Source organism: Streptosporangium sp. NPDC049644 (genome assembly GCF_040675205.1).
GTDB classification, from domain to species: Bacteria; Actinomycetota; Actinomycetes; order Streptosporangiales; family Streptosporangiaceae; genus Streptosporangium; species Streptosporangium fukuiense.
On record NZ_JBFAOJ010000006.1, the window covers coordinates 155,265 to 179,133 of the forward strand.

At 71.7% G+C, this 23,869-nt stretch carries 23 protein-coding genes; 17 read left to right on the top strand and 6 right to left on the bottom strand.

Annotation, left to right across the window (positions count from 1 at the left end; all coding sequences use genetic code 11):
- The first annotated feature begins 39 nt into the window (after window positions 1-39).
- From AB0J58_RS05405 to AB0J58_RS05415, 3 genes are read left to right on the top strand one after another with little or no spacing between them, the layout of a single operon-like run.
- Window positions 40-1,620, top strand: a complete 1,581-nt coding sequence (locus AB0J58_RS05405) for a class I adenylate-forming enzyme family protein (RefSeq protein ID WP_364210570.1) — start codon at window positions 40-42, stop codon at window positions 1,618-1,620.
- Window positions 1,617-2,183, top strand: a complete 567-nt coding sequence (locus tag AB0J58_RS05410; RefSeq protein ID WP_364210573.1) for a flavin reductase family protein — start codon at window positions 1,617-1,619, stop codon at window positions 2,181-2,183. Before AB0J58_RS05405 ends, AB0J58_RS05410 begins: the two co-directional genes overlap by 4 nt.
- Window positions 2,173-3,222 (top strand): MBL fold metallo-hydrolase, encoded by a 1,050-nt coding sequence (locus AB0J58_RS05415; RefSeq protein WP_364210576.1) that lies wholly within the window; start codon window positions 2,173-2,175, stop codon window positions 3,220-3,222. Before AB0J58_RS05410 ends, AB0J58_RS05415 begins: the two co-directional genes overlap by 11 nt.
- A gap of 41 nt (window positions 3,223-3,263) precedes the next feature.
- Here the strand turns inward: AB0J58_RS05415 and AB0J58_RS05420 are convergent, their stop codons facing one another.
- Window positions 3,264-3,638 (bottom strand): VOC family protein, encoded by a 375-nt coding sequence (locus tag AB0J58_RS05420; RefSeq protein WP_364210579.1) that lies wholly within the window; start codon window positions 3,636-3,638, stop codon window positions 3,264-3,266.
- A gap of 87 nt (window positions 3,639-3,725) precedes the next feature.
- Between AB0J58_RS05420 and AB0J58_RS05425 the strand changes: the two genes are divergently transcribed.
- The 4 genes from AB0J58_RS05425 to AB0J58_RS05440 are packed head-to-tail and all read left to right on the top strand — an operon-like array spanning window position 3,726 to window position 7,792.
- The gene (locus tag AB0J58_RS05425) at window positions 3,726-4,922 is read left to right on the top strand and encodes an acyl-CoA dehydrogenase family protein (RefSeq protein ID WP_364210582.1); all 1,197 of its coding nucleotides are present in this window, start codon (window positions 3,726-3,728) and stop codon (window positions 4,920-4,922) included.
- 2 nt (window positions 4,923-4,924) lie between these two features.
- Window positions 4,925-5,809, top strand: coding sequence for an SDR family oxidoreductase (locus AB0J58_RS05430; protein ID WP_364210679.1), 885 nt, complete (start codon window positions 4,925-4,927; stop codon window positions 5,807-5,809).
- Entirely contained in the window at window positions 5,806-6,522 is a 717-nt protein-coding gene (locus AB0J58_RS05435; protein ID WP_364210585.1) for a nitroreductase family protein, read from the top strand. The genes AB0J58_RS05430 and AB0J58_RS05435 overlap by 4 nt, the downstream gene beginning before the upstream one ends.
- Before the next feature lie 37 nt (window positions 6,523-6,559).
- Complete coding sequence (locus tag AB0J58_RS05440; protein ID WP_364210588.1) at window positions 6,560-7,792, top strand: MFS transporter; 1,233 nt, start codon at window positions 6,560-6,562, stop codon at window positions 7,790-7,792.
- Window positions 7,793-7,807: 15 nt separating this feature from the next.
- Here the strand turns inward: AB0J58_RS05440 and AB0J58_RS05445 are convergent, their stop codons facing one another.
- Both AB0J58_RS05445 and AB0J58_RS05450 read right to left on the bottom strand, forming a co-directional pair.
- Complete coding sequence (locus AB0J58_RS05445) at window positions 7,808-8,554, bottom strand: enoyl-CoA hydratase/isomerase family protein (protein ID WP_364210591.1); 747 nt, start codon at window positions 8,552-8,554, stop codon at window positions 7,808-7,810.
- Window positions 8,551-9,519 (bottom strand): zinc-binding dehydrogenase, encoded by a 969-nt coding sequence (locus AB0J58_RS05450; RefSeq protein WP_364210594.1) that lies wholly within the window; start codon window positions 9,517-9,519, stop codon window positions 8,551-8,553. Before AB0J58_RS05450 ends, AB0J58_RS05445 begins: the two co-directional genes overlap by 4 nt.
- A 140-nt stretch (window positions 9,520-9,659) precedes the next feature.
- On the opposite strand from AB0J58_RS05450, the gene AB0J58_RS05455 reads away from it, so the two are divergent.
- From AB0J58_RS05455 to AB0J58_RS05500, 10 genes are all read left to right on the top strand, one after another.
- A complete protein-coding gene (locus AB0J58_RS05455) occupies window positions 9,660-10,859 on the top strand; it encodes an acyl-CoA dehydrogenase family protein (protein ID WP_364210597.1) in 1,200 nt (399 codons plus the stop codon).
- A gap of 1 nt (window position 10,860) precedes the next feature.
- The gene (locus tag AB0J58_RS05460; RefSeq protein ID WP_364210599.1) at window positions 10,861-13,062 is read left to right on the top strand and encodes an acetate--CoA ligase family protein; all 2,202 of its coding nucleotides are present in this window, start codon (window positions 10,861-10,863) and stop codon (window positions 13,060-13,062) included.
- Between the two features lie 29 nt (window positions 13,063-13,091).
- Window positions 13,092-14,219 (top strand): acyl-CoA dehydrogenase family protein, encoded by a 1,128-nt coding sequence (locus AB0J58_RS05465; protein ID WP_364210602.1) that lies wholly within the window; start codon window positions 13,092-13,094, stop codon window positions 14,217-14,219.
- A 1-nt stretch (window position 14,220) separates the two neighbouring features.
- On the top strand, window positions 14,221-14,643 hold the full coding sequence (locus AB0J58_RS05470; RefSeq protein WP_364210605.1) for a Zn-ribbon domain-containing OB-fold protein: 423 nt from the start codon (window positions 14,221-14,223) through the stop codon (window positions 14,641-14,643).
- On the top strand, window positions 14,640-15,794 hold the full coding sequence (locus AB0J58_RS05475) for a thiolase (RefSeq protein ID WP_364210608.1): 1,155 nt from the start codon (window positions 14,640-14,642) through the stop codon (window positions 15,792-15,794). Before AB0J58_RS05470 ends, AB0J58_RS05475 begins: the two co-directional genes overlap by 4 nt.
- 54 nt (window positions 15,795-15,848) lie before the next feature.
- The gene (locus AB0J58_RS05480; protein ID WP_364210610.1) at window positions 15,849-16,751 is read left to right on the top strand and encodes an SDR family oxidoreductase; all 903 of its coding nucleotides are present in this window, start codon (window positions 15,849-15,851) and stop codon (window positions 16,749-16,751) included.
- A gap of 1 nt (window position 16,752) precedes the next feature.
- Window positions 16,753-17,616 carry a MaoC/PaaZ C-terminal domain-containing protein gene (locus tag AB0J58_RS05485; protein ID WP_364210613.1) on the top strand — a complete coding sequence of 288 codons (864 nt, stop codon included), beginning with the start codon at window positions 16,753-16,755 and terminating at the stop codon, window positions 17,614-17,616.
- A gap of 8 nt (window positions 17,617-17,624) precedes the next feature.
- Window positions 17,625-18,803, top strand: a complete 1,179-nt coding sequence (locus AB0J58_RS05490) for an acyl-CoA dehydrogenase family protein (protein WP_364210616.1) — start codon at window positions 17,625-17,627, stop codon at window positions 18,801-18,803.
- A gap of 176 nt (window positions 18,804-18,979) precedes the next feature.
- Window positions 18,980-19,129 carry a hypothetical protein gene (locus AB0J58_RS05495; RefSeq protein WP_343963855.1) on the top strand — a complete coding sequence of 50 codons (150 nt, stop codon included), beginning with the start codon at window positions 18,980-18,982 and terminating at the stop codon, window positions 19,127-19,129.
- A gap of 189 nt (window positions 19,130-19,318) precedes the next feature.
- Window positions 19,319-21,634: an amino acid adenylation domain-containing protein gene (locus AB0J58_RS05500; RefSeq protein ID WP_364210619.1), complete on the top strand. Its 2,316-nt coding sequence runs from the start codon at window positions 19,319-19,321 to the stop codon at window positions 21,632-21,634.
- A 129-nt stretch (window positions 21,635-21,763) separates the two neighbouring features.
- Here the strand turns inward: AB0J58_RS05500 and AB0J58_RS05505 are convergent, their stop codons facing one another.
- Genes AB0J58_RS05505 through AB0J58_RS05515 form a run of 3 tightly spaced genes read right to left on the bottom strand, consistent with a single transcriptional unit; the run spans window position 21,764 to window position 23,625 of the window.
- The gene (locus AB0J58_RS05505) at window positions 21,764-22,603 is read right to left on the bottom strand and encodes a DNA topoisomerase IB (protein ID WP_364210622.1); all 840 of its coding nucleotides are present in this window, start codon (window positions 22,601-22,603) and stop codon (window positions 21,764-21,766) included.
- On the bottom strand, window positions 22,587-22,760 hold the full coding sequence (locus tag AB0J58_RS05510) for a hypothetical protein (protein WP_364210625.1): 174 nt from the start codon (window positions 22,758-22,760) through the stop codon (window positions 22,587-22,589). Before AB0J58_RS05510 ends, AB0J58_RS05505 begins: the two co-directional genes overlap by 17 nt.
- A 1-nt stretch (window position 22,761) precedes the next feature.
- The gene (locus tag AB0J58_RS05515; protein WP_364210628.1) at window positions 22,762-23,625 is read right to left on the bottom strand and encodes an SDR family oxidoreductase; all 864 of its coding nucleotides are present in this window, start codon (window positions 23,623-23,625) and stop codon (window positions 22,762-22,764) included.
- Window positions 23,626-23,869 lie beyond the last annotated feature (244 nt).

Sequence of the window (23,869 nt, forward strand, 5' to 3'; positions counted from 1 at the left end):
ACGATGTTCGGCCACCGTGCCAACAGCCGAGGAGGACAGTTGAGGCGTAACCTCGTACACGACCTGGAGGCGCGGGCGAGCGGATCGCCACACCGCATCGGGCTCATCCATGAGGATGGCCGGACCTGGACGTACCGGCAGATCGACCAGGCCGCCTCGGCGGTCGCCCGTGCCCTCGTCGAACACGGGCTGACGCCGGGCAGCCGGGTGGGCCTCTACCTCGCCAACAGCCCCGAGCTGGTCTTCGGCCTCGCCGGCTGCTGGAAGGCCGGTCTCGTTCCGGTCCCGATGAGCGGGCTCTACAACTTCGACGAGGTCCGATCGTGCGTCGCCAAGACCGGGCCGGACATGGTGGTCGCCGACCCGGCGAAGCTCCCCGAGGACGGCGTCGGCGTCCCGCTGCTCCCCCTTGACGTGGTCCGGGCGGCAGGGGAGACGGCTCGTGGCTCCGCCGGGAGCGACTCGCCGCCGGTCAGGGCCCCCGAGCCGGCCGAAGAGGACGAGGGACTGCTGCTGTTCACCGGCGGCTCCACCGGCATGCCGAAGGCCGTGGCCGTCACCCACTCCGGCACGCACGCCTCGATGTCGACCCTCGCCCGGGCGCAGAAGGGGGGACGGCAGCCGGAGGAGGGGCTGTACGCGCTGGTGGACGAGTCCGTGCCGCCGAACCTGGTGCTGCTGCCGCTCTTCCACGGCGGCGGCATCCAGTCCCTGCTGTTCAGCTGGCACGTCGGCAGGACGGTGCTGCTGGTCGAGCGGTTCTCCGTCGACCGGATCGCACGGCTGGTGCCGCGGTACCGCGTCGACAACCTGTTCCTGCTGCCGACCATGGTGTACGACCTGACGCACACCACCGAGCGGCCGGACCTCTCCTCGGTGCGCAAGGTGCTCGTCGCCGGACAGCGGCTGGACCCCGAGCTGAAAACCCTGTTCGAGCAGAGGTTCGGCGTCATCGTGATGTCCAACTACGGTTCCGCCGAGCTCGGCCACGTCGCCGGGTGGAATGCCCGGGACGTTCGTGAGGGGCGGTGGAAGCCGGGCTCGGTCGGCCGGATCTACGACGGTGTCGAGCTTGAGATCCGCGACGAGGGCGGCGCCTCCCAGCAGACCGGGAGGCAGGGCGAGATCTGGGTGAAGTCCACGCGCACCAAGGGCTACGTCGACACGGGCGGTGACGGGGCCTCGCTCGTGGAGAACGGCTGGGTCCGGTCCGGTGACATCGGCTATGTCGACGCCGACCGGGTGCTGTATCTGGTGGGGCGTAGCAGGGAGGTCATCAAGACCGGAGGTTTCCAGGTGTGGCCGGGGGAACTGGAGGGGGTCCTACGCCGGCACCCGGCGGTGGCCGACATCGCGGTGGTCGGCGTGGCGGACGACCGCCTCGGCGAGGTGCCCAAGGCGTTCGTCGTCCCCACGGCGGGAACGGCGGCGGGAACGGCGCTGGCCGACGAGTTGGTCGCCTGGTGCCGTGAGCGGCTCGCCCACTTCAAGAGCGTGCGGCAGGTGGCCTTCGTGGACGCGCTGCCCCGGAGCGAGGCAGGAAAGGTCCAGCGCGCGGCGCTTGTCGCCTCGGACGCGTCCCGGTCCTCCGGGGCGAACGACAGCAAGGAGTCGGCATGACGACTGTTCCGATGACCGAATCGTTGTGCCAGGCCGGGTCCTCCGGCCTGGCGAAGGCGCCTCGTCCCACCGGGGCGTCCCAGTCCGTGACGATCCCGGGAGCGCACTTCCGGCGGGTGCTGGGAAACGTGCCGACCAGTGTCGCGGTGGTCGCCGGTATCGGGCCGGACGGGCAGCCGGTCGGGCTGGCGATCGGCACGTTCACCTCCGTGTCCATGGACCCCCCGCTGGTGGCCTTCTGCCCCGGTGAGAGCTCCACGAGCTGGCCCAAGATCCGAATGGCGAAGCGTTTCTGCGTGAACGTCCTGGCGGCCGGCCAGGAGGACGTCTGCGCGGCCTTCGCGAGCAAGCAGCCCGACAAGTTCAGTGGACTCTCCTGGACGGCGGCGGGCAACGGCGCGCCACGGTTGGAGAGCGTGGTCGCCTGGGTGGAATGCGACCTGGAGGCCGAGTACCAGGCGGGCGACCACAGCATCGCCGTCGGCAGGGTGACGCATCTTGAGACGGGGACCGGGGAGATGCCTCTGGTCTTCCTCGGTGGGCGGTACCTCAGTGTCGACTGAGGCCGACCTGGCCTCGGCGGCTCGGCGGCCGATCGACTGGCGACCGGCCGAGGTCCGTCCCGGCCTGTGGTCGGTACCGGTCGCGATACCGATCGCCTCGCTCCAGGCGGTCAACGTCTATGTCCTCGAACTGGCGGGCGGCGGCGTCGCGCTGGTGGACGCGGGCTGGGACAGCGAGGAGTCCTGGCGGAGCCTGCGAGACGGACTGAGTCTCCTGGGGCGGCGTCTTGACGAGGTGCGCAAGGTGGTCGTCACCCATGCCCATCCCGACCATCTCGGCCTCGCCTACCGCGTGGCGGGCGCGTCGGGGGCCGGCGTGCTGGTGCACGAACTGGAGGCGGGACGGCTGCGGGGCGGCAGGAGCGGCCCGCTGAACTTCCGGCGGGCGCTTGAGGCCACCTACCCCCGCTGGGGCGTGCCTCCGGCGCGGGTCGAGGAGATGCTGGCCGCCAGTGCCCCCTCATCCGAGGAGTCCTGGGCCGTTCCGGTCCAGGGGGTGCCCGACGGGGCGACGCTGGACCTGCCCGGGTGGTCGGTGCGGGCGGTATGGACCCCCGGTCACACGCAGGGGCATCTCTGCCTGTACGACATCGGGAACCGGTTGCTGTTCTCCGGTGACCACGTGCTGCCGCGGATCACGCCGGGTGTCGGGGTGCACCCGGCCGAGGAGGCGGATGTCCTGGGCGAGTTCCTGGCCTCCCTGCGAAAGGTGGCCGCGCTCGACGTCGAGGAGGTGCTGCCGGGGCACGAGAACCGGTTCTCCGGACTGCGTGAGCGGACCGACTTCCTGGCCGGCCACCACGACCTGCGCCTCGACGAGGTGGAGTCGGTGGTCCGCGCGGACCCCGGGGTGTCCGGCTGGCAGGTGACGCGGCGCATCGGCTGGTCGCGGCCCCTGGAGCGGTTCGGTTCCGCGATGGTCAGGGCCGCCGTCGCGGAGACCATGGCGCACCTCGTCCATCTCGAGACGCTCGGCCGCCTGGCGCGACTCGACCGGAACGGGGCGTCCACCGAGGGCTGGGTGCCTCGGGACTCCTGAGGCCGAGGGCGGTGTGCCGGGCCCGGTCTCGGGCCCACCGGTCAGGCCTGCCGGGGGAGCGACCGGTAGATCGAGAGCACCACGGAGTCGCCGAGCCTGACCGCGGCCCGCTCCTCGTGCGCGGTCAGGGCCGGTGCCATGACGGACAGCGCGCCGGCGGCGATCAGCTCCTCGTGCGCGGCCGCGACATCGGCGACCTTGACGTTGAGGCTCACCGCCGCGCCGCCGGGCAACTCCTCGGTCACGGTCAGGGCCACGGTGAGCCCGCCCGCCTCCAGCGCGGTCCAGCGGTCGCCGTCCCGGACGGTGACCGGGAGATCCGTCACCCGGCCCAGCAGCCGTTCGGCGGCGGCGGTGTCCTGGACCGCGACGGCGATGCCGCGGAGCACGCCACTCTGCTGGGGGGCCACGGTCATGACGGTCTCCTTCTCGGCCTGATCGGCCGGGCGTTGACGGGGATGTGCGCACGATCATACCATCTGGTCGGTATCTAAGGACAGGTGATGATGTTCCAAGACTTCGACTCCTTCCGTGACCGTCTTCATGAGATCGCCGTGGACGCGGTCCGGCCACGGGCCGCCGGGATCGACGCGGACGGCCTCTACCCCGAGGACGTCTACCGGAGATTCGCCGCGGAAGGGCTGCTGGCTCTCAGCCTGCCGCCCGAGCTCGGCGGTCCGGAAGGCCACGCCCCCCGGGGGATCGTCGCGCTCACTCACGCCACCGAGGTGATGGCGCAGTACTCCGGCGCGGCGGGCCTGATGCTGCTGCTGTCCCGGTTGCCCGCGGCGTTCCTGCTCCTCGCCGGGACGCCGGAGCAGCGACGGGAGCGGTTGATCCCCCTGGGGCAGGGCCGGAGCAGAGGCTCGTTCTGCATGTCCGAACCGCAGGCCGGTAGCGATGTGCTGGGCGTGTCCACCCGCGCCGAACCGGACGGCGACGGCTGGCTGCTCTCGGGCCACAAGAGCTGGATCTCCGGCGCGGCCGAGGCCGACTGGTACGTGGTGGTCGCGACCACGGCCGACCCCGCCGAACGGCGGCCGGACGCGCTGCGCGCCTTCATCGTGGACCGGGACGCCCCGGGACTGAGCCTCCGGCTCCACCCCCGCTCGTCGGTCCGGGGAATGAGCCTGGGGGACATCGAACTCGACCGCGTGCGCGTTCCCGGCGATGCCGTGCTGCCGGGTATCACCGGGCTCGGCCCGCTGCTGCGCTCGCTGGCGACCATGCGCCCCGTCGTCGCCGCGCGGGGCCTCGGTCTCGCCGAGGCTGCGCTGATGCACGCGGTACGCCACGCGGAGACGCGCGAGGTCAACGGGGTGGCGCTGATCCGGCAACAGGGCATCCAGTGGGAACTGGCCCGGGCGGCCGCCGACGTCGAGGCGGCCAGGCTGCTGACCTACCGGGCCGCGGACTTGGTGGAGAGCGGCGCCGGCGGGCCGGACTCGGCGGGACAGCTGGCCGTGGCGAAACTGCACGCCACCGAGTGCGCCGTACGGGTGTCCGGGCTGGCCACGCAGATCTTCGGTGCCGCGGGAAGCGTCGCGGGACATCCGGCGGAACGGTTCCACCGCGACGCGCGGAACCTGACCGTGGTGGAGGGGACCTCGGAGATCCAGCTCGGCATCATCGCCCGCGGCCTCCAGGAGCGGCACATGTGGTGGGGACCGAAGACCGACAGGAAAGTGGTGCGTCAGTGAGCATGTGCGCGGGCCGGGTGGCCGTCATCAGCGGTGCCGGACGGGGCCTGGGAAGGTGCCATGCCCTCGCGCTGGCCGCCGCCGGTGCCGCCGTCGTGGTGAACGACCTGGGCTCCGGCCGGGACGGCAACGGGCAGGCGAGCCCGGTGGCGGAGGAGGTGGTCTCCGAGATCCGGGCCCTCGGCGGCCAGGCGGTGGCCAGCGGGCACGACGTCGCGGACTGGGACGCCAGCAGGCGGCTGGTCGAGTTGGCCGTCGGCGAGTTCGGCCGGCTGGACGTGGTCGTGAACAACGCCGGGATCCTTCGGGACCGGATGCTGGTGAACATGTCCGCGGAGGAGTGGGACGCCGTCATGCACGTACACCTGCGTGGCACGTTCGCACTGAGCCGGTGGGCGGCCTCGCACTGGCGTGAGCGGTCCAAGGCCGGCGACGAGGTCGACGCCAGGATCATCAACACGACGTCTCCGTCCGGCCTGTTCGGCAAGCCGGGACAGGCGAACTACGGGGCGGCCAAGGCCGGTATCGCGACGCTGACCATGATCGCGGCGGCGGAGCTGGCCCGTTACGGCGTGACGGTGAACGCCGTCGCGCCGGTCGCCTACACGCGGATGACCTCGGATCTGGTGACGGACCCGCGCGCGGTGGACGAGCTGGCGCCCGAGCACGTCTCGCCGGTGGTCACCTGGCTCGCCGGCGCCTCCTCACGCGAGGTCACGGGCAGGGTCTTCGAGGTCTCCGGGCGGAGGCTCGGCGTGGCGGAACCCTGGCGGCACGGTCCGTCGGTGGTTCCCGACGGCGTGATGGACCCCGTTGAGGTCGGGGTGACGATCGAGAGGCTGCTGGAGCAGGCGGCGCCGCCGGAGTCCATGGGAGGAAACCTGTGACGGCCGGGACGTCGACGACGGAACTGCCGATCACGGACCTGGAGACGGTGCTCACCACGACGCGGGCGGTGCGTCGCAGGCTCGACTTCGACCGGCCGGTGCCGCGCGAGACGGTCCTCGACTGTCTCCGTACCGCCCTGCAGGCGCCGACGGGCGGGGACGCAGAGGACTGGCGCTTCGTCCTGGTGGGGGACCCCGAGGTCCGCCGCCAGATCGGTGCGGAGTACCGCCGCCTGTTCGACGTCCACGTCGGGCCGCGGATGGCGGGGATGCTCCAGGGCGGCACCATGCGGGTCGACCCACCGGCGGAGCCGTTGGAGCAGGCGGCCCTCCGCCGCAGGGCCCGGGTCTACTCGGGCGCCGCGTACCTCGCGGAGAACCTGGGCCGTGCGCCGTGGCTGGTGCTCGCCTGCGCCACCCGCCCGAACCGCAGCGCGAAGATCGCCGCCGCGGTGTACGGTTCCGTCTTCCCCGCGGTCTGGTCCTTTCAGCTGGCGCTGCGGTCGCGAGGACTCGGCTCCATCATCACCACCCTGCACCTGCGGGAACCCGAGGCGGTGACCCGGATCCTGCGGATTCCGGATGGCGTGACCCAGTGCGCGCTGCTGCCCGTCGCCTACACCATCGGCACCGACTTCCGTCCGGCGGCGCGCAGGCCGGTGGAGGACGTCGTGTTCGTCGACGGGTGGGACCAGCCGCCGGTCGGAGCGTGACCGCGATGCGGCGTGTGCCGCCGTGGAGCCGGGCGTCGTGACGGCCGAGCACGGTTCGCCCTTCCGGGCGCTCGCCCTGGTGAGCTATCGCTGGTTCGCCCTCGCGCAGGTGCTGGGCAACGGCGCGATGTGGATGCACCGCACGGCCCATGTGTGGCTCGTCGTCCAGATCTCCGGCGGTGACGGCGTGGCGGTCGGCGTGGTGACCGGCCTGCAGTACATCTCGATGATCCTGCTGGGGCTGAGCGGCGGTGCGCTCGGCGACCGGTTCGACAAACGCCGGATCATGCTGATGACGCAGAGCGTCGTCGTGGTGGCCAGCGTCGTCCTGGCGGCGCTGATCGCCGGTGACGCCGTGACGCTGCCGATCGCCTACGTCTTCGCCGTCCTGCTGGGCGTCCCGGGAGCGCTGGACGCGCCGGTGCGGCTGGCCTACCCTCGGCAGCTCGTCCCGTACCGGTTCCTGGCCGCGGCGGTCGGGCTGAACGGCGCCGTCTTCCAGCTCTCGCGCGTCGCCGGTCCCGCCCTGGCCGGCGGCCTCATCGCCTTCTCCGGCACCGCCGAGGTGTTCGCCGTCGTCGCGGTGCTCGGCCTGGTGTCCTGCCTCGCGCTGTTGAAGGTGCGCCCGTTGCCCGGTGGCGAGGAGACGGAGGTGGCGGAGCCGGGGAGCGGGCGCCGGGGTCTCGCGGACCTGCACGCGCCGGCCTATCTGGTGCCGCTGCTGGGCGGGCTGATGCTCGGCATCGGCATGACCCACCTGCAACTGGCCGTCCCGCTGCTGGTGGACTCCACGGACAAGGACGCGGCGGGGAGCTTCGGCGTGCTGACGGCGATGATCGGGATCGGCGGCGTCGTGGGGGCGGGGCTCGCGGCGTCGGTGAGATCCGAGCCGACCAATCGGACCCTGTTCGTCTGGTCGGCGGCCTTCGCCGCGGTGACGGCGGTGGTGTCCACGCTCCCGCCGGGGCCCGCCCTGGCCGCCGGGCTGTTCGTCGCGGGCGTGACGATGCAGGTGTTCGGCACCTCGGCCATCTCGGCGCTGCAGCTGCGCTCGCCCGCGAACATCCAGGGGCGCCTGATGGCGTTGTACGTGGTCGCCTTCTTCGTCTGGGTCCCGGTGGGGGCTCCGGTCTTCGGGTGGTTCGCCAACCTTGCCGGAGCGCGACAGGCCCTGGGGATCTCCGGGCTCGTCTGCCTCGCCGTGGTCGGTCTGCTCGCGCTGTCCTTCCTGACCGGCCGCGCCGCGCGGCGCGAGCAGCGCCGGGAGTGACCGCGGCTCGGCCGCTCAGCGGCGGATCGTGACGGCCCCGGGGTCGCCGTGGCCGGTGAAGTGCCGCCGGAAGTGCGCCCACTCGGTCCGGAGCGCCTCCTGCGGTGCCTGCCGGCGGACCGACCGGATGAGCGCGGTCATCTCCGCCACGGCGGTCCGGTCGTATCCGGCCAGGGTCCGCGCCACCTCGTCGACGGTCTCCACCAGCAGGTCGTCCTGAACCGTCCGGCTCACCAGGCCGAACTCGGTCATCTCGGCGGCACCGAACCGTTCACCGAGGAGCAGCATCCGGGTCGCCCGCGCCGCTCCCACCGCGCTGACCAGCCGCGCGGAGCCGCCCCAGGCCGGGATCCGCCCGTGGGGAAGGTGCAGGTCCCCGAAGACCGCGTGCTGTGACGCGATCACCAGGTCGCACGCGAGGACCAGCTCCAGCCCGCCGGCGAACGCGGCCCCGTTCACCGCGGCGATCACCGGCAGCGGCGACTCCTCGATCGCGGTCATCAGATCGCGTCCGCTCTCCAGGAAGGCCAGGCGGGAGTCCGCGTCCCGCAGGGCGGCGGAGGCCCGGACGTCGGCTCCGGGGCAGAACGCCCTGCCGGTTCCGGTGACGACCAGGGTTCGCACCGCCGGGTCGGCCGCTCCGTCGGCGAGCCACCGGGTCAGCCCGGCGACGATCTCGGGACCGAGGGCGTTCGCCCGCTCCGGCCGGTCCAGGCGTGCCCACAACGCCGATCCCCGGCGGCTGACGTGAACGTAGCTCATGGCTCGACCACGACCTTGCCGAACACCTGGCCGGAGAGCAGCCGGGAGAACTGCTCACCGGCCGAGTCGAGCGGCGCCACCGAGTCCACCAGCGGCCGGACGCCGCCGGCGACGAGGAACCCGATGAGGTCCTCGAGTTCGGTCCGGGTGCCCATCGTCGAGCCGAGCACGTTGATCTGCCGGGAGAAGAGCCGGGCCAGGTTGGTCGGCGCGTCGAAGCCGGTGGTCGCGCCGGAGAGCACCACGGTGCCGCCCGGGCGTACCGCGCCGAGAGAGGACTTCCAGGTGGCCTGCCCCACGGTGTCGAGGACGACGTCGCAGTCGGACGGAAGCCGTGCCCCGGACATGACGACCTCGTGCGCGCCGAGCTCGGCGGCCCGGTCGGCCTTGGCGGGGTCCCGGGTGACCACGCGCACCCACAGTCCCGCGGCGCGGGCCAGCAGGATCGCGGCCGTGGCCACCCCGCCTCCGGCGCCCTGCACCAGCACCCGGTCACCGGGCCGTGCCCGAGCCCTGGTGAACAGCATGCGGTAGGCGGTCAGCCACGCGGTGGGCAGGCAGGCCGCCTCGGCCCAGGAGAGCTCGGCGGGCTTCGGGACCAGGTTGCGGCGCGGGACGACGATTCGCGCGGCCAAAGTCCCGTGCCCCGCGTCCGAGAGCACGGACCGTTCCGGGTCGAGGGTCTCGTCACCACGACCGCGCGCGGGGTCGCCGAGGACTCCGTGGATCACGTACTCGTTGCCGTCGTCGTCCACCCCGGCCGCGTCGGTGCCCAGCACGCAGGGAAGGCCGCCTGCCGGAGTGACGGCACCGCGCAGCGTCCACACGTCGTGGTGGTTGAGCGAGGCGGCCCGTACCGTGATCGGCACCCAGCCGTCCGGCGGTACCGGTTCGGGGCGCTCTCCGACGGACAGGGCGCTGACGGGGTCGTCGGCCGACGTGGCGTGCGCGAATGCGGCGAGCATCGGGGGGCTCCCTGGGCGGTCGAGGAGAAAGTTCTCGACATCATACCAACTGGCCGGTACGATTCTGGATATTCAACGCCTCGAATGTTCGAGGGATTCCACACCATCGTTGTGTGAGCGTCTGTGCTGAGGAGGATTGGATGACGACCGACTTCGGCGATAAACGGCTCGAGGACTTCCGCGCCGAACTGCGACAGTGGTTGAACGAGCATCGGCGGCCGGCACTCGCGTCGAAGGGCGAGTACGAACTGGAGCGCGAGGCCTGGCGGAACCCCGGGTCACCGCTCTACGAGGACTTCCTCGCCTGGGAGAAGGCGTCGCTGGAAGCCCGGTTGGTCTGTCCGCACTGGCCCGTGGAGTACGGCGGCCGTGGACTGGACGACCTGGAGATGGCCGTTCTCGCCGAGGAGTTCGCACGTGCGGACATGCCGCGGGTGACCCGGGGGATGGGGGAGCGCCTCGCCGGTCCGGCCATCCTCGCGCACGGCACCCCCGAGCAGAAGGCGTACTTCCTGCCGCGTGTCGTCAGCGGCGAGGACAGGTACTGCCAGGGTTTCTCCGAGCCCGACGCGGGCTCGGACCTGGCCGCCGTCGCCACCCAGGGAGTCGTGGAGGGTGACGAGATCGTCATCACCGGGCAGAAGATCTGGACATCCCGGGCACATCTCGCCGACACGCTGTTCCTGCTGTGCCGGACCGACCCGCACGCCCCCAAGCACAAGGGCATCTCCTACGTGCTCGTCCCGATGCGGGACAACGGGATCACGGTGCGGCCGCTGATCACCATGTCGGGTGAGGACGCGTTCTCCCAGGAGTACATCGACGGCGCCCGAGCTCCGTTGTTCAACGTCATCGGGGGCCTCAACAACGGGTGGCGGTCCGCGATGACCACCCTCGGCAGCGAGCGCGGCGCGGTGGCCGCCGTCCAGCACCTGGAGTACGAGAAGGAGTGGGAGGCCCTGGTCGAACGGGCCAGGGAACTCGGCCGGGACTCCGACCCGCTCATCCGCCAGAAACTGGCCTGGGCCTACTGCCAGGTGCACGTCATGAAGGCCACCGGCCAGCGAGTCCTCGCCACGCTCGCCTCCGGCGAGGAACTGGGCGCCGAGGCGTCGCTGACCAAGCTGGTCTGGAGCGAGTACCACCGGAGGCTGGGCGAGATCGCCATCGACATCGAGGGCGCGGAGGCGCTGGTGCGCCCCTCTGGCGACGGCTACCGGGTGGGGCGCTGGCAGAAGACGTTCCTCACCAGCCGCGCTGAGACGATCTTCGCGGGAACGAGCGAGGTGCAGCGCCGGATCGTCGCCGAACGCGTGCTCGGCCTGCCAAGGTCGTCCTAGCGTGGCGATCCTCGACAACGTGACCGGCGGCGCGCGGTCGGAGGCGGCGCGGGCGACGCCGGACCTGGGCACGCTCTTCCGGCCGCGGTCGGTCGCCCTCGTCGGTGCGACGGAACGTTCCATGTGGTCGGTCAACGCCTTCGAGAACCTGCGCCGCTACTCGCCGGGGATCGCGGTGCACTGCGTCAGCCCCTCACGGGCGACCGTGCACGGCGTCACGGCGGCGGCCTCCCTCAGCGCGGTGGGGGAACCGGTCGACCTGGCCTACATCATGTCCCCGCGCGACACCGTTCCCGACCTCCTGCGGGAGGCGGCCGCGAACGGGATCGGCGGCGCCGTCGTGCTCACCGCGGGATTCGGGGAGACGGACGACGGCCGGGCGCTGCAGCGCGAGCTCGCCGCGGCGGTGCGGGAGACCGGTATCCACCTGCTGGGACCGAACGGCAGTGGTTACGTGGACGTGCGGCACCAGGTCGTACCGTTCGGCCTCGCGCTGCCGAACCTGCCCGACCCCGGCGGCGCCTCGTTCGTCCTGCAGTCGGGCGGCCTGATGAAGCCGCTGCTCTCCCTCGCCAGAGCCTGGGGCGTGGGGGTCGGCATGCTGGCGGGCACCGGGAACGAGGCCACGCTCTCGTCCACCGATGTGGCGCGGTACCTCGTCGAGAGCGAGGAGACCGGGGCGATCGGCCTGTTCCTCGAGGCGTTCAGGGACGCCGAGGGCTTCCGGGCGCTGGCGGAGCGCGCGCTCGAACTCGACCGGCCGGTCGTGGTGCTCCCGGTCGGGCGCAGTGAGGTGGCCCGGCAGGCGGCGATGTCGCACACCGGAGCGCTGGCCGGAGACTCCGCGGTGACGTCCGCGGTGCTGCGGGAGCTCGGCGTGGTCGAGGTCTCCTCGATGGAGGAGTTCGTCGCGACGACCGAGCTGCTCTCCCGCGGGGTGCGGCCGCGCGGCGGCCGCCTCGGTGTGGTCTCGGCGTCCGGCGGAAGCTGCGAGCTGGTGGCGGACAAGGCCGCCGACGAGGGGATGACCCTGCCGAGGCTGCCACCCGAGGCGCTGGAGGAGCTCCGCTCCCTGCTGCCGGCCTTCTCCCACGTGCAGAACCCCCTCGATGTCACCGGTTACGCGACGGTGAACCCGAGACTGCCGGTGGACGCGGCCGCCGTCATGGGCAGGACCGGGGCGGAGCACTACGACCTGCTGCTGTTCCAGGCGTTCGTCGCGCCCCCCGAGCAACCCGCCGACCCCGACCTCACCCGCGCCCACTTCGCGGCGATCGCGGACACCGTCAAGGGGCTCGACGTCCCGGTGCTGCTCCAGGACGAGGTGGGCGTCGGGCTCAGCGACTTCGCCCGGGAGCTGTTCGCGGAACTCGACCTCGTCAGATTGCCGGGGGTCGAGGTCGGGTTGCGCGCCGTCGCCAACGCGATGCGCTACACGGCCGGCAGAGAACGGCTGCGCGGGAAGGAGCGGACCGGCGCCGCCGACCGGCCGACGTCGTCCGCACCTCTGGCGGAGGTGCCGCTGTCGGAAGGGCCGCTGTCGGAGGGCCCGCTGTCGGAGGCGCGGGCGCTGGAGTTGCTGGGTGGCCACGGCGTGCCGGTGATGCCCTACCGCCTCGTCTCGGACGCGGCCGGCGCGGTGCAGGCCGCACGGCTGCTCGGCGGCCGGGTGGTGTTGAAGATCTGCTCACCGGACATCGCCCACAAGTCCGATGTCGGTGGCGTCGTCCTCGACGTGGAGGGTGACGACGCGGTGGCCGAGGCGTACACCGGCCTGATGGCGACGGTAACCGCCCGGGTGCCGGAGGCGCGCCTGGACGGCGTGCTCGTCGCGCCCTTCCGCCCCGGTGGCGTCGAGCTGATCGTCGGCATCAACCGCGACCCCGTCTGGGGACCCGTTCTCGTCCTCGGGTTCGGCGGCGTGCTGGTAGAGGTACTGGCGGACGTGGCGATACGGCCACTGCCGGTCAGCGCGCGAGACGTCACCGAGATGCTCGGCGGGCTCCGGGGGGCGGCGCTGCTACGGGGAGTACGAGGCCGTGCGGCCGGCGACGTCGACGCCGTGGTCGCGGCGGTCCTGGCATTGACGGACGCGGCACTCGGCTGGGGTGACGGCTGGGATTCAGTGGAGGTCAACCCGATGCGGGTCGACGGGACGGTGGTCGAGGCCCTCGACGCCCTCGTGGTCGGCAGGCCGGCGTGACACTCACCAGGAAGCATAAGGAGACGGCAATGAGGCTTGGATTCACGGCCGAGCAGGAGGAACTGCGCGCCGGTGTGCGTCGCCTGCTCACCGAGCACGCGAGCACCGACAGGCTGCGGGCGGAGTTGGAGTCCGAGGAGCCCTACGACGCGGGGCTCTGGAAGCTGATGGCGGAGAGCCTCGGACTGCACGCGATGGCGATTCCCGAGGAGTACGGCGGCGCGGGCTACGGCTTCCGCGAGCAGTCGGTGGTGCTGGAGGAGATGGGCCGGGTGCTGCTGCGCTCGCCCTACCTGTCCACCGTGATCGTGGCGGCCAACGCCCTGCTGCTCGGCGACGACGAGGAACTGCGCCGCGACTGGCTGCCCCGCATCGCCGCCGGCGACGCGGTCGCGAGCCTGGCCCACGTCGAGGCGGACGGGGACTGGCGGGCCGCGCGCCCCCGGGTGAGCGCGGTACGCGACGGCGAGGGCTGGCGGGTCACCGGGACCAAGTCGTTCGTGATGGACGGAGTCCAGGCGGACCTGCTCCTCGTCCTGGCCTCGGTCGCGGGTGGCGAGGAGGGCGAGACCGTGCTGCTCGCCGTGGACACCCGCGAGGCGGGCGTCGTCGCCGAGGACGTACCCGTGCTGGACATGACCCGGCGGCTGGCGACGGTGACGTTCGCCGACGCCCGCGGCCGGGCTGTCGCCCTGGGGGCCCGCGCCCGGCAGGTGCTGGACGCGACCCTCGGCATCGCGGCCGCCGGCCTGGCCTGCGAGCAGGTGGGCGGTGCCGCGCGGTCCCTGGAGGTGGCGGTGGAGTACGCCAAGGTCCGCGAGCAGTTCGGCGTCCCCATCGGCAGCTTCCAGGCCATCAAGTTCAAGTGCGCCGACATGCTGCTCGACCTGGAGGCGGCGCGCTCCGCGGCGTACTACGCGGCGGCCGCGGTCGCCGACGACGCGGAGGACCTGCCCGTCGCGACCTCCGTGGCGAAGGCGGTCTGCTCGGACGCCTACACGGCCATCACCGGAGAGATGATCCAGGTACTCGGCGGGATCGGCTACACCTGGGAGCACGACGCCCACCTCTACTTCAAGAGGGCGAAGGCCTCCCAGCACCTTTTCGGAGACTCCGACCTGCACCGCGAGCAGCTCGCCGTCCGGGTGGGGGTCTGAGGTGGCCCGCAACGAGGGGAAGCAGGCGCCGAAGCCCACCCCCGAGACCCGGCCGTACTGGGACGGCGCCGCGGCCGGTGAGCTGCGGCTGCCACGATGCGTCCCGTGCGGCAAGGCGTTCCTCTACCCGCGCTCGGTCTGTCCCTTCTGCTCCTCGTCGGACATCGAGTGGTTCACCGCAACCGGCAGGGGAAAACTGCACTCCTACCTGATCGCCCACCGGCCGTCGCCCGGTTTCGAGAGCGAGGGGCCGTACGCCGTGGCGGTGGTGGAGCTTGAGGAGGGTCCAAGACTCATGTCCAACATCGTCGGGGTTCCCAACGACCCGGAGCACCTCGTCCTCGACATGGACCTCGAGGTCGTCTTCGACAAGCACGGTGACGTCGCCGTTCCGAAGTTCCAGCCGGCGGGCGGTGGCCGATGAGCATCCGAGGCAGGGTCGCGATCGTCGGAGCAGCCGAGTCCGAGCAGCTCGGGCGCATCCCCGACAAGTCCGCGCTGCAGCTGCACGCCGAGTCCGGGCTGGCCGCGCTGCGCGACGCGGGGCTCGGCGTCGCGGATGTCGACGGGGTGGCCTGTGCGGGAGAGAGCCCGCTGGACGTCGCCAACTACCTGGGCATCAACCCCTCCTACCTGGACGGGACGATGGTCGGCGGGACGTCGTTCATGCTGCACGTCCGGCACGCCGCCGCCGCGATCACGGCCGGGCTCTGCGAGACGGTCCTGATCACCCACGGCGAGTCCGGCAGGTCCCGCGTCGGCATGCAGCCGTGGGCCCCCGCGCCGCAGTCGATGCGCGGGCAGTTCGAGGTGCCCTACGGCGGCGTCTTCGCGCCGTCGACGTTCCCCATCGGGGTGCTGCGCTACATGAAGCAGTACGGCATGACGCCGGAACAACTGGCGATGGTGCCGGTCGTCCAGCGGAAGTGGGCCGCCCTCAACCCGCGGGCGAAGCTGCGGGACGAGATCACCGTCGACGACGTGCTGTCCTCCAAGATGATCTCCTACCCGCTCCACCTGCTGGAGTGCTGCCTGGTCACCGATGGCGGCGCCGCGGTGGTGGTCACCTCCGCGGCACGGGCCGCCGACGGGCCGAAACCTCCCGTGTACCTGCTGGGTGCCGGTGAGGCGGGAGAGTCGTCGGCCATCTCGCAGATGGCGGACCTGACGTCGTCCCGTGCGTTCCGGGACGCCGGCCGCGCGGCGTTCGCGGAGGCCGGGGTCTCGCACTCCGAGGTGGACCATCTGATGATCTACGACGCCTTCGCGCACGTCCCGCTGTACGGGCTGGAGGATCTGGGCTTCGTCGGCCGAGGGGAGTCCTTCGGATTCGTCGAGGAGGGGCACACGGCCCCCGGCGGACGACTTCCGATGAACACCAACGGCGGCGGTCTCGCGTACACGCACACCGGGATGTACGGCATGTTCGCCATCTGCGAGTCCGTACGCCAGGTACGCGGGGAGGCCGCGGCCCAGGTGGACGGGGTGCGGACCAGCGTCGTGCTGGGCAACGGCGGCTCTTTCATGAGCGCGGGCGTCCTGGTGCTCGGCGCGGAAGAGGTCGCAGCCGCCTGAGGCGCCACCCCGTTGTCGAAACACGATTGTCGGAACATGTGAACAGGAGGACGGATGTCGCGGTTGTGTGAGGGACGCGTGGTGATCGTGACCGGTGCGGGCAACGGCATCGGCCGCTTCCACGCGCTGGAGTTCGCCCGCCAGGGCGCCAAGGTGGTCGTCAACGACCGGGGTGTCGAGCGCGGCGGCGCGGGTGGCTCGCGCACGCCGGCGGACGCGGTCGTCGCGGAGATCGAGGCGATGGGCGGCGAGGCCGTCGCCGACCACGGCGACATCGCCGACATGGCCTCGGCCGAGGCCATGGTGCAGACCGCCGTCGACCGGTTCGGCACCCTGGACGTGCTGGTGAACAACGCCGGCATCGTGCGTGACCGCACGCTGACCAACATGACCGAGGAGGAGTGGGACGACGTCATCAGGGTCCACCTGAAGGGGACCTTCGCGCCGTCCCGCGCCGCCGCCCGGTACTGGAAGGCGCGCGCCAAGGCGGGCGAGAAGCTGTCCGCGCGCCTGGTCAACACCTCGTCCTCGTCCGGCCTGCTCGGTAACATCGGCCAGACCAACTACGGGGCGGCCAAGGCGGGCATCGCCGGTTTCACCGTGATCGCGGCCATGGAACTCGCTCCGTACGGGATCACCGTCAACGCGGTCGCTCCCGGAGCGCGCACCCGGATGACCGAGGGGCTGATGGCCGAGCCCGAGGGGGACTTCGACCCCTACGACCCGGCCGCCATCTCGCCGCTGGTCGCCTGGCTGGGCAGCGAGCGGTCCGCCGGTGTCACCGGGCAGGTCTTCGGGTCCAGCGGAGGACTGCTCAGCGTGTACGAGGGCTGGAACGTCGGCCCCACCGCGGAGCTGCCCCGGCTGTGGCACGCCGAGGAGATCGACGGAGCGGTCCGCAAGCTGCTGGCCCAGTCCGTGCGGAACCCCCGGCTGCCCCAGCTGGACGGAGCCTGACATGGCCCTCGACCTCGATTCGGTCGGCCGGACCGGCGAGCCGGTGGACGTCTCCTGGGGATCCGACGAGGCGCTGCTCTACGCCGTCTCGATCGGCGCCGGGCAGGATCCGGGCGCCGAGCTCTCGGTGACCACGGAGAACAGCGAGAACCTGCGCCAGCGGGTGCTGCCGACCTTCGGCGCGCTGCTCGGCCAGCGGGTCTCCAGGCCGGACATCGGTTCGTACGACAGGGCCCGGCTGCTCCACGCCGAGCAGCACCTGGAGCTGGCGGCCCCGCTGGCCGTCTCCGGCCGGGCGAGACTGACCGCCGAAGTGCTGGCGATCCATGACAAGGGTAGCGGGGCGATCGTGTGGACCGGCGTCCGCGCGGTCGATCCCACCTCCGGCGCGCCGATGTTCTCCACCCGGTCGGCCGCCTTCATCCGGGGCGCGGGAGGCTTCGGCGGCCCCCGGGGGTCCGCCGACGACTGGAAGCAGCCGACACGTTCTCCGGACGAGGTCGTGCGCTACCGGACCCGCCCGGAACAGGCGCTGCTGTACCGCCTGACCGGTGACCGCAACCCCCTGCACTCGGATCCCGCGTTCGCGGCCCGCGGCGGGTTCGACCGGCCGATCCTGCACGGGATGTGCACGTACGGCTTCACCGGCAGGGCCGTCGTGGCGGCCGCCTGCGGCGGCGATCCGGATCTGCTCACCGCCATCGGCGGCCGGTTCCGCGGCATCGTCGTCCCCGGGGAGGCCCTGGAGGTCCGCCTGTGGCTGGACGGGGCCGACGTGATGTTCCAGACCGTCCGTGCGGACGGGACCGTGGTGATCGACCGAGGTGTCGCGCGGATCGACGCGTCCCGACCTGGCAACATGTGAGGCACGAAGTGAACAAGCGTTCCGCCGGACTTGATCCGTACGACTTCCTCGACGTCGACTCGCTGCTCGACACCGAGGAGAGGGAGATCCGCGACACGGTTCGCCGTTTCGTCAGGGAGCGGGTGTTGCCGGAGATCGGCGACTGGTACGAGAGAGGGGTGTTCCCGCGCGAGATCGCCAAGGAGCTCGGCTCCCTGGGGCTGCTCGGCATGCACCTGGACGGCTACGGCTGCGCCGGCACCAACGCGGTCTCCTACGGCCTGGCCTGCCTGGAGGTGGAGGCGGGTGACAGCGGCCTGCGCAGCTTCGTGTCCGTGCAGGGGTCCCTGGCGATGTTCCCGATTCGCGCCTACGGATCGGAGGAGCAGCGGGAGACCTGGCTGCCGCGGATGGCGGCGGGGGAGGCCATCGGGTGCTTCGGGCTGACCGAGCCGGACTCCGGCAGCGACCCGGGCAGCATGCGGACGACGGCCCGCCGGGACGGTTCCGACTGGGTTCTCAACGGGACCAAGATGTGGATCACCAACGGCGGCATCGCGGATGTGGCCGTGGTGTGGGCCCGGGCGGAGGAGGGCGTGCGGGGCTTCGTGGTCCCCACCGACACGCCGGGGTTCAGCACCCGGGACGTGCACGGGAAGCTCTCCATGCGGGCCTCGGTGACCTCCGAACTGGTGATGGAGGACGTGCGGCTGCCCGGGGACGCGGTGCTGCCCGGCGTCGTGGGGCTGAAGGGCCCGTTGTCCTGCCTGAACGAGGCGAGGTTCGGGATCCTGTTCGGCGCGGCCGGCGCGGCACGGGCGTGCTACGAGGCGGCCGTGGAGTACAGCCTCTCCCGCACGCAGTTCGGCAAGCCGGTGGCCGGGTTCCAGCTGGTGCAGCGGAAGCTGGCCGAGATGGCGGTCAGCGTCAACCGGTCGACCCTGCTGGCGGTTCACCTGGGACGGCTCAAGGACGCGGGGAGGCTGGTGCCGGCCCAGGTGAGCTTCGGCAAGCTGGACAACGTCCGGCAGGCCCTCGACGTCGCGCGCGAGGCGCGCGGCTGTCTCGGCGCGAACGGGATCACGCTGGAGTACCCGGTGATCCGGCACATGACCAACCTGGAGTCGGTCTCCACCTACGAGGGCACGCACGAGATCCACACCCTGGTCCTCGGCGAGGCGATCACCGGGATGCCCGCCTACCGATGACCGGCACACCGGCGGGGTACCGGGACAGGTTCCCGGTGCCCCGCCGGCTTTCCCAGTCGGTTGCAAGCCGGTTCCCAGCTCCGTCCGGCACCGTGGTGCGCACTTGCGACGGCGAGGACCGCCGCCGTTCATGGTATTCCGCCGACCATGAAACGAAGGTGCTTGTGAGGCGCGTCATGCCCCTGCTCGTCCTCGGCCCGCCGGCTACGCCGTCACCGGGACCCGCCCATGCGGCCGAGTACGGCCATCTGGTCGTCCAGAGCATCCAGGCCGACAGGACCACCCGCACCGGGCCGTGCCGGCGAGACGAGGGGCGGCTGCCGTGACAAGGATCTCGATCGACGACATGTCCACCGGGGATCTCCTGGCGGGCGCGTCGCTGGGGGAGTTGTTCGCCGCCTCGGTGGCTCGGGACCCTGATGCGGCGGCCGTCGTCTCCGACGGCCGCTCGGTGTCGTACCGGGAGCTTGACGGGTGGTCGGACCGGCTCGCGCAGTGGCTGAGCGAGCGGGGGGGTGCGGCCGGAGTCGCGGGTGGCGCTGGTGCTGCCGCGCTCGGTGGAACTGGTGGTCGCGGTGCTGGCCGTGACCAAGGCGGGCGGCGTGTTCGTGCCGGTGGATCCGGCCTATCCGCCACCACGGCAGGAGTTCATGCTGGCCGACGCGGCCCCGGCGCTGGTGCTGCGGGACACCCTTCCGGACGTGTCGGCACATCCGGCGTTGCCGCGCGCGGCCGGCGGGCCGCTGACCCGGGCGGCGTACGTGATCTACACCTCCGGGTCGACCGGCGTCCCCAAGGGCGTGCTGGTCTCGCATCGGGGGCTGGCGGCGTTGGCGTCGGCGCAGGCGGAGCGGCTGGGGGTGGGACCGGGGGCGCGGATGCTGCAGTTCTCCTCCCCGAGCTTCGACGCGTGGGTGTGGGAGATCGTGGCGCTGGCCTCCGGGGCGACGCTGGTGGTGCCGCCGCCGGGGCGGTTGGCGGGTGCGGAGCTGGCCGACCTGCTGGTGCGGGAGCGGGTCAGCCATGCGACGTTGCCGCCGGCGGTGCTGGCGACGGTTCCGGTGGTGGAGCCGGCGGATCTGATGACGCTGGTGGTCGCGGGTGAGGCGTGCGGCCCGGAGCTGGTGGAGCGGTGGGCGCCGGGCCGGCGGATGGTGAACGCCTACGGGCCGACGGAGTCGACGGTGTGCGTGTCGATGTCGGTGCCACTGCAGCCGGGTGGTGGGGTGCCGATCGGTCGTCCGGTGCTCGGCACCCGGGTGTATGTGCTGGATGAGGGTTTGCGTCCGGTGCCGACGGGTGTGGTGGGGGAGTTGTACGCGGCCGGTGCGGGGGTGGCCCGGGGCTATCTCAACCGGCCGGGTCTGACGGGCGAGCGGTTCGTGGCCGATCCCTACGGTCCCGCCGGGTCGCGGATGTATCGCACGGGGGATCTGGCCCGGTGGAACGCCGATGGTGAGCTGGAGTTCCGGGGTCGTGCCGATGAGCAGGTGAAGGTGCGCGGGTTCCGGGTCGAGCCGGGTGAGGTCGAGGCCGTGCTTCGTGGTCATGAGGGGGTGCGGGACGCGGCGGTGGTGGTGCGTGGGGGCCGTCTGGTCGCTTATGTGGTGGGTGACTCGGCGGGGGTGCGGGAGTATGTGGCGCGGTTGCTGCCGGATTACCTGGTCCCGGCCGTGGTCACCGCTGTGGGGGGGTTGCCGCTGACCGTCAACGGAAAGCTCGATCGCAGGGCCCTGCCCGACCCGGGGTTCCCCGCCACCACCGACGGCCGCGGTCCGCGGACCCCGCAGGAAGAGCTGCTCTGCGGCCTCTACGCCGAGGTTCTGGAACTGCCCCGGGTCAGCGTCGACGACGGCTTCTTTGACCTGGGCGGGCACTCGCTGCTGGCGACTCGCCTGGTCAGCCGTATCCGCGCGGTTCTGGGGGCTGAGGTGCCGATCCGGGCGCTGTTCGAGACCCCGACCGTGGCGGGCCTGGCGCAACGCCTCGCCCTGGATCCGCAGGAACGGACGTTCGGCGTCCTGCTCCCCCTCCGCGCCGCCGGCCGCCGCGCACCACTCTTCTGCGTGCATTCCGGGAGCGGTCTCAGCTGGCCCTACGCGTCGCTCCTGTGGCACATCGACCCGGAGGTTCCGGTGTACGGCCTGCAGGCCCGCGGCCTGCGGGGCGGGGAATCACTGCCCGCCTCGATCGAGGAGATGGCCGCCGAGTACGTAAGCCAGATCCTCAAGGTGTGGCCGGAGGGGCCCTACCGCCTGCTGGGCTGGTCGTTCGGGGGCGTCGTCGCGCACGCGATGGCGGCCCGGCTGGAACAGGCCGGCCGGCGGGTCGAATCGCTCATCCTGATCGACGCGTTCCCGGCGCGCCCACTGGGCGACGACGTCATCGAGAAGGTGGCCGAGGTGGAGATCTCGCGCCTCTACCTCGACATGCTCGGGGCGTTCGAGATCGACACCGCCGAGTACGCGGACCGCACCCTGCGCCACGACGAGTTCGTGCGGATCCTGCGCTCCCGCAACACGGCACTCGCCTCGCTCGATGAGGATCTGCTCGCCGCCTCGTTCCGTGTCATGATCAACAACATCCGGATCGGGGGCCGGTACCGGCACGAGGCGGTGGCCGTGGACACGCTGATCATCGCGGCCGAGCACGAGGATCCGCGGTACACGCTGACGAAGGACACCTGGAGGTCGTACGTGAGCGGTGACATCCGGCTGCACCCGGTGGCCGCGTCGCATCAGCGCCTGCTCAGCCCGGAGCCGCTGCGCGAGTACGGCGGGCTGATCGACGAGTGGCTTCGCGGAGACGAGATCGGCGGCGAACCACGCTGAGCCAGGTGATCGCCGGCCCCCCACCGGCCGCCCCGCGTCGTCGCTCCGGCTCGGTGCCTGCTTCCTGTGCGGGGCCGACGGCCGGTGAACGGCGGCCCCGCTGTCTCCTGACCCTCACCCCGCCGGCCGTCATCGGGCCGCGCACTTGAGCAGGACGACGACCGCGCGTTCGGCGGCGCCGTGCGTGGCCGGGCCGCCGCCTTCGCCCAGGGCGGCGAGGGCACGCTCGATGGTCTTTCCTTTCTCGTACGCGGCGATCACCCGCGGATCCACGTACGAGGCGCGGGCGACCGCCGGGGTGTTGCCGAGATACTCGGCCACCTCCTTCATCACCCGGGTGATCGCCTTGCGGCGGCCGGTCCGGGTGCGGACCCGTTTCGAGACGGCCAAGCCGACGGCGGCGTACACGGTGGCGTGCCAGGTCCGGAAATCCTTCGCGCTGACCTCGGTGTCGAAGCGGTCCCGCAGGTAGGCGTTGATGTCGTCACTCTTGACATCGACCCAGGTCCCGTCGTGTTCGTAGCGGAGCAGCTCGCCCTCGTCACCCGCCTTGCGCAGGGCGGTGACGACCTTGCACACGCCGGGATCGGTGATCTCGACCTCGCGAGGTATGCCGCCCTTGGCCGGATAGGAGAACACGACCCGGCTTGCCGAACAGATGACATGTTCCATGCGGAGGGTGGCCAGACCGAAGGACTCGTAGACCTCGCCGCCAACCCGGAACAGGCCGACGTCGAGCATCCGGGCGGCGGCGGCCAGCACGCGATCCCTGGTCAGGCCCTTCTGCTCCAGGTCGGCCTGAACCTTCTCGCGGAAATCGGGCAGCCGTTCGGCCAGTTCTCCGACCCGCTCGAACTTGGCCCGGTCCTGTTCCGCGCGCCAGACGTCGTGGTAGCGATACTGGCGGCGGCCGGCCGCGTCGGTGCCGGCGGCCTGGATGTGGCCGGTGGGGTCACGGCAGATCCACACCTCCCGCCAGGCCGGGGGGAAGGGCCAGCGCCCTGATCCGGTCGAGGACGCGCTTGTCCTTCACCGGGCGGCCGTCGGGGTGGGCGTACGAGAAGGACCGTCCCCGGCGGCGGGTGATGCCGGGTTCTGCGGGGTCACTGGGCCGCAGCTCGGGCATGTCAGCCCGGGAGGGTCTCGCCGCCGATAGGTGCGAGCACCTCACCCGTGTAGTAGGACGAAAGGCGACCGGACGCGAAGAATACGTAGGACGGCGCGATCTCGTCCGGGTCGGCGGCTCGTTTCATCGGCACCTGCTTACCGAACTCCTCGACCTTCTCCTCCGGGAAGGTGGCCGGGATCAGCGGTGTCCACACCGGCCCGGGTGCGACCGCGTTGACCCGGATGCCCCTGTCGACCAGGTTCTGCGCCATCGACTGGGTGAAAGCGTTGATCGCGCCCTTGGTGGCGGCGTAGTCGATCAGCGTCTTGTTGCCGCGCAGGCCGTTGATCGACGAGGTGTTGACGATCGCCGATCCCTCACCCATGTGCCGCAGGGCCGCCTTGGTGACCCGGAAGTAGCTGTGGATGTTGACCGCGAAGGTGTGTTCCCACTGCTCGTCGTCCAGTTCGTCGAGCGAGGCGACCGGCTGCTGGTAGGCGACGTTGTTGACCAGCAGGTCGAGCCCGCCCAGCTCGCGGAAGGTCCGGTCGACCACGTCGGCGCAGTGGGCGGCCCGCCCGAGGTCGCCGGGCAGCAGCACGCAGCGCCGCCCCTCCTGCTCGACCAGCTTGCGGGTGTGCTCGGCGTCCTCGTGCTCGCTCAGGTAGGCGATCGCGACGTCGGCTCCCTCCTTGGCGAAGGCGATCGCGACGGCCCGACCGATTCCCGAGTCGCCTCCGGTGATCAGGGCCTTACGTCCCTTGAGCAGATCACGGCCTTCGTAGTCACGCATCTCATCCCGGGGTTCGGGGGCCATGTCCCCGCTGCTGCCCGGGTAGCTCTGCGTCTGTGCGGGTGGTGTCTGATGTGGTTTGTCTGGCATCTTCACCCTGTGCCCGGCCGGCTGGTCCTCTAACGAACGCTCGCCGGCCCCCGAGCCCGCTCAACGCGTGAACTCCGGCCAGACCATCGCCGAGGCCGCCGAGAAGGCGCGCGGCCTGGATGCCGGTTCGTCGCCGACCTGTGGGCTCAAGGGCGTGCCGGCCGGCCGCGACATCGTGGTGAAGGTGATCGCCCAGGGGGAGGACCCGAAGTCCTGCCGGGGTCCGGTCGTGCGCTCGGCATGG

Excerpts from the sequence above, each read along its gene's own strand:
- AB0J58_RS05455 (WP_364210597.1), top strand. The coding sequence starts at position 9,660 with ATGACGACCGACTTCGGCGATAAACGGCTCGAGGACTTCCGCGCCGAA.
- AB0J58_RS05450 (WP_364210594.1), bottom strand. The coding sequence starts at position 9,519 with ATGCTCGCCGCATTCGCGCACGCCACGTCGGCCGACGACCCCGTCAGC.
- AB0J58_RS05515 (WP_364210628.1), bottom strand. The coding sequence starts at position 23,625 with ATGCCAGACAAACCACATCAGACACCACCCGCACAGACGCAGAGCTAC.
- AB0J58_RS05420 (WP_364210579.1), bottom strand. The coding sequence starts at position 3,638 with ATGACCGTGGCCCCCCAGCAGAGTGGCGTGCTCCGCGGCATCGCCGTC.
- AB0J58_RS05410 (WP_364210573.1), top strand. The coding sequence starts at position 1,617 with ATGACGACTGTTCCGATGACCGAATCGTTGTGCCAGGCCGGGTCCTCC.
- AB0J58_RS05465 (WP_364210602.1), top strand. The coding sequence starts at position 13,092 with ATGAGGCTTGGATTCACGGCCGAGCAGGAGGAACTGCGCGCCGGTGTG.
- AB0J58_RS05480 (WP_364210610.1), top strand. The coding sequence starts at position 15,849 with ATGTCGCGGTTGTGTGAGGGACGCGTGGTGATCGTGACCGGTGCGGGC.
- AB0J58_RS05510 (WP_364210625.1), bottom strand. The coding sequence starts at position 22,760 with ATGCCCGAGCTGCGGCCCAGTGACCCCGCAGAACCCGGCATCACCCGC.
- AB0J58_RS05495 (WP_343963855.1), top strand. The coding sequence starts at position 18,980 with ATGCCCCTGCTCGTCCTCGGCCCGCCGGCTACGCCGTCACCGGGACCC.
- AB0J58_RS05425 (WP_364210582.1), top strand. The coding sequence starts at position 3,726 with ATGATGTTCCAAGACTTCGACTCCTTCCGTGACCGTCTTCATGAGATC.
- AB0J58_RS05485 (WP_364210613.1), top strand. The coding sequence starts at position 16,753 with ATGGCCCTCGACCTCGATTCGGTCGGCCGGACCGGCGAGCCGGTGGAC.
- AB0J58_RS05430 (WP_364210679.1), top strand. The coding sequence starts at position 4,925 with ATGTGCGCGGGCCGGGTGGCCGTCATCAGCGGTGCCGGACGGGGCCTG.
- AB0J58_RS05475 (WP_364210608.1), top strand. The coding sequence starts at position 14,640 with ATGAGCATCCGAGGCAGGGTCGCGATCGTCGGAGCAGCCGAGTCCGAG.
- AB0J58_RS05445 (WP_364210591.1), bottom strand. The coding sequence starts at position 8,554 with ATGAGCTACGTTCACGTCAGCCGCCGGGGATCGGCGTTGTGGGCACGC.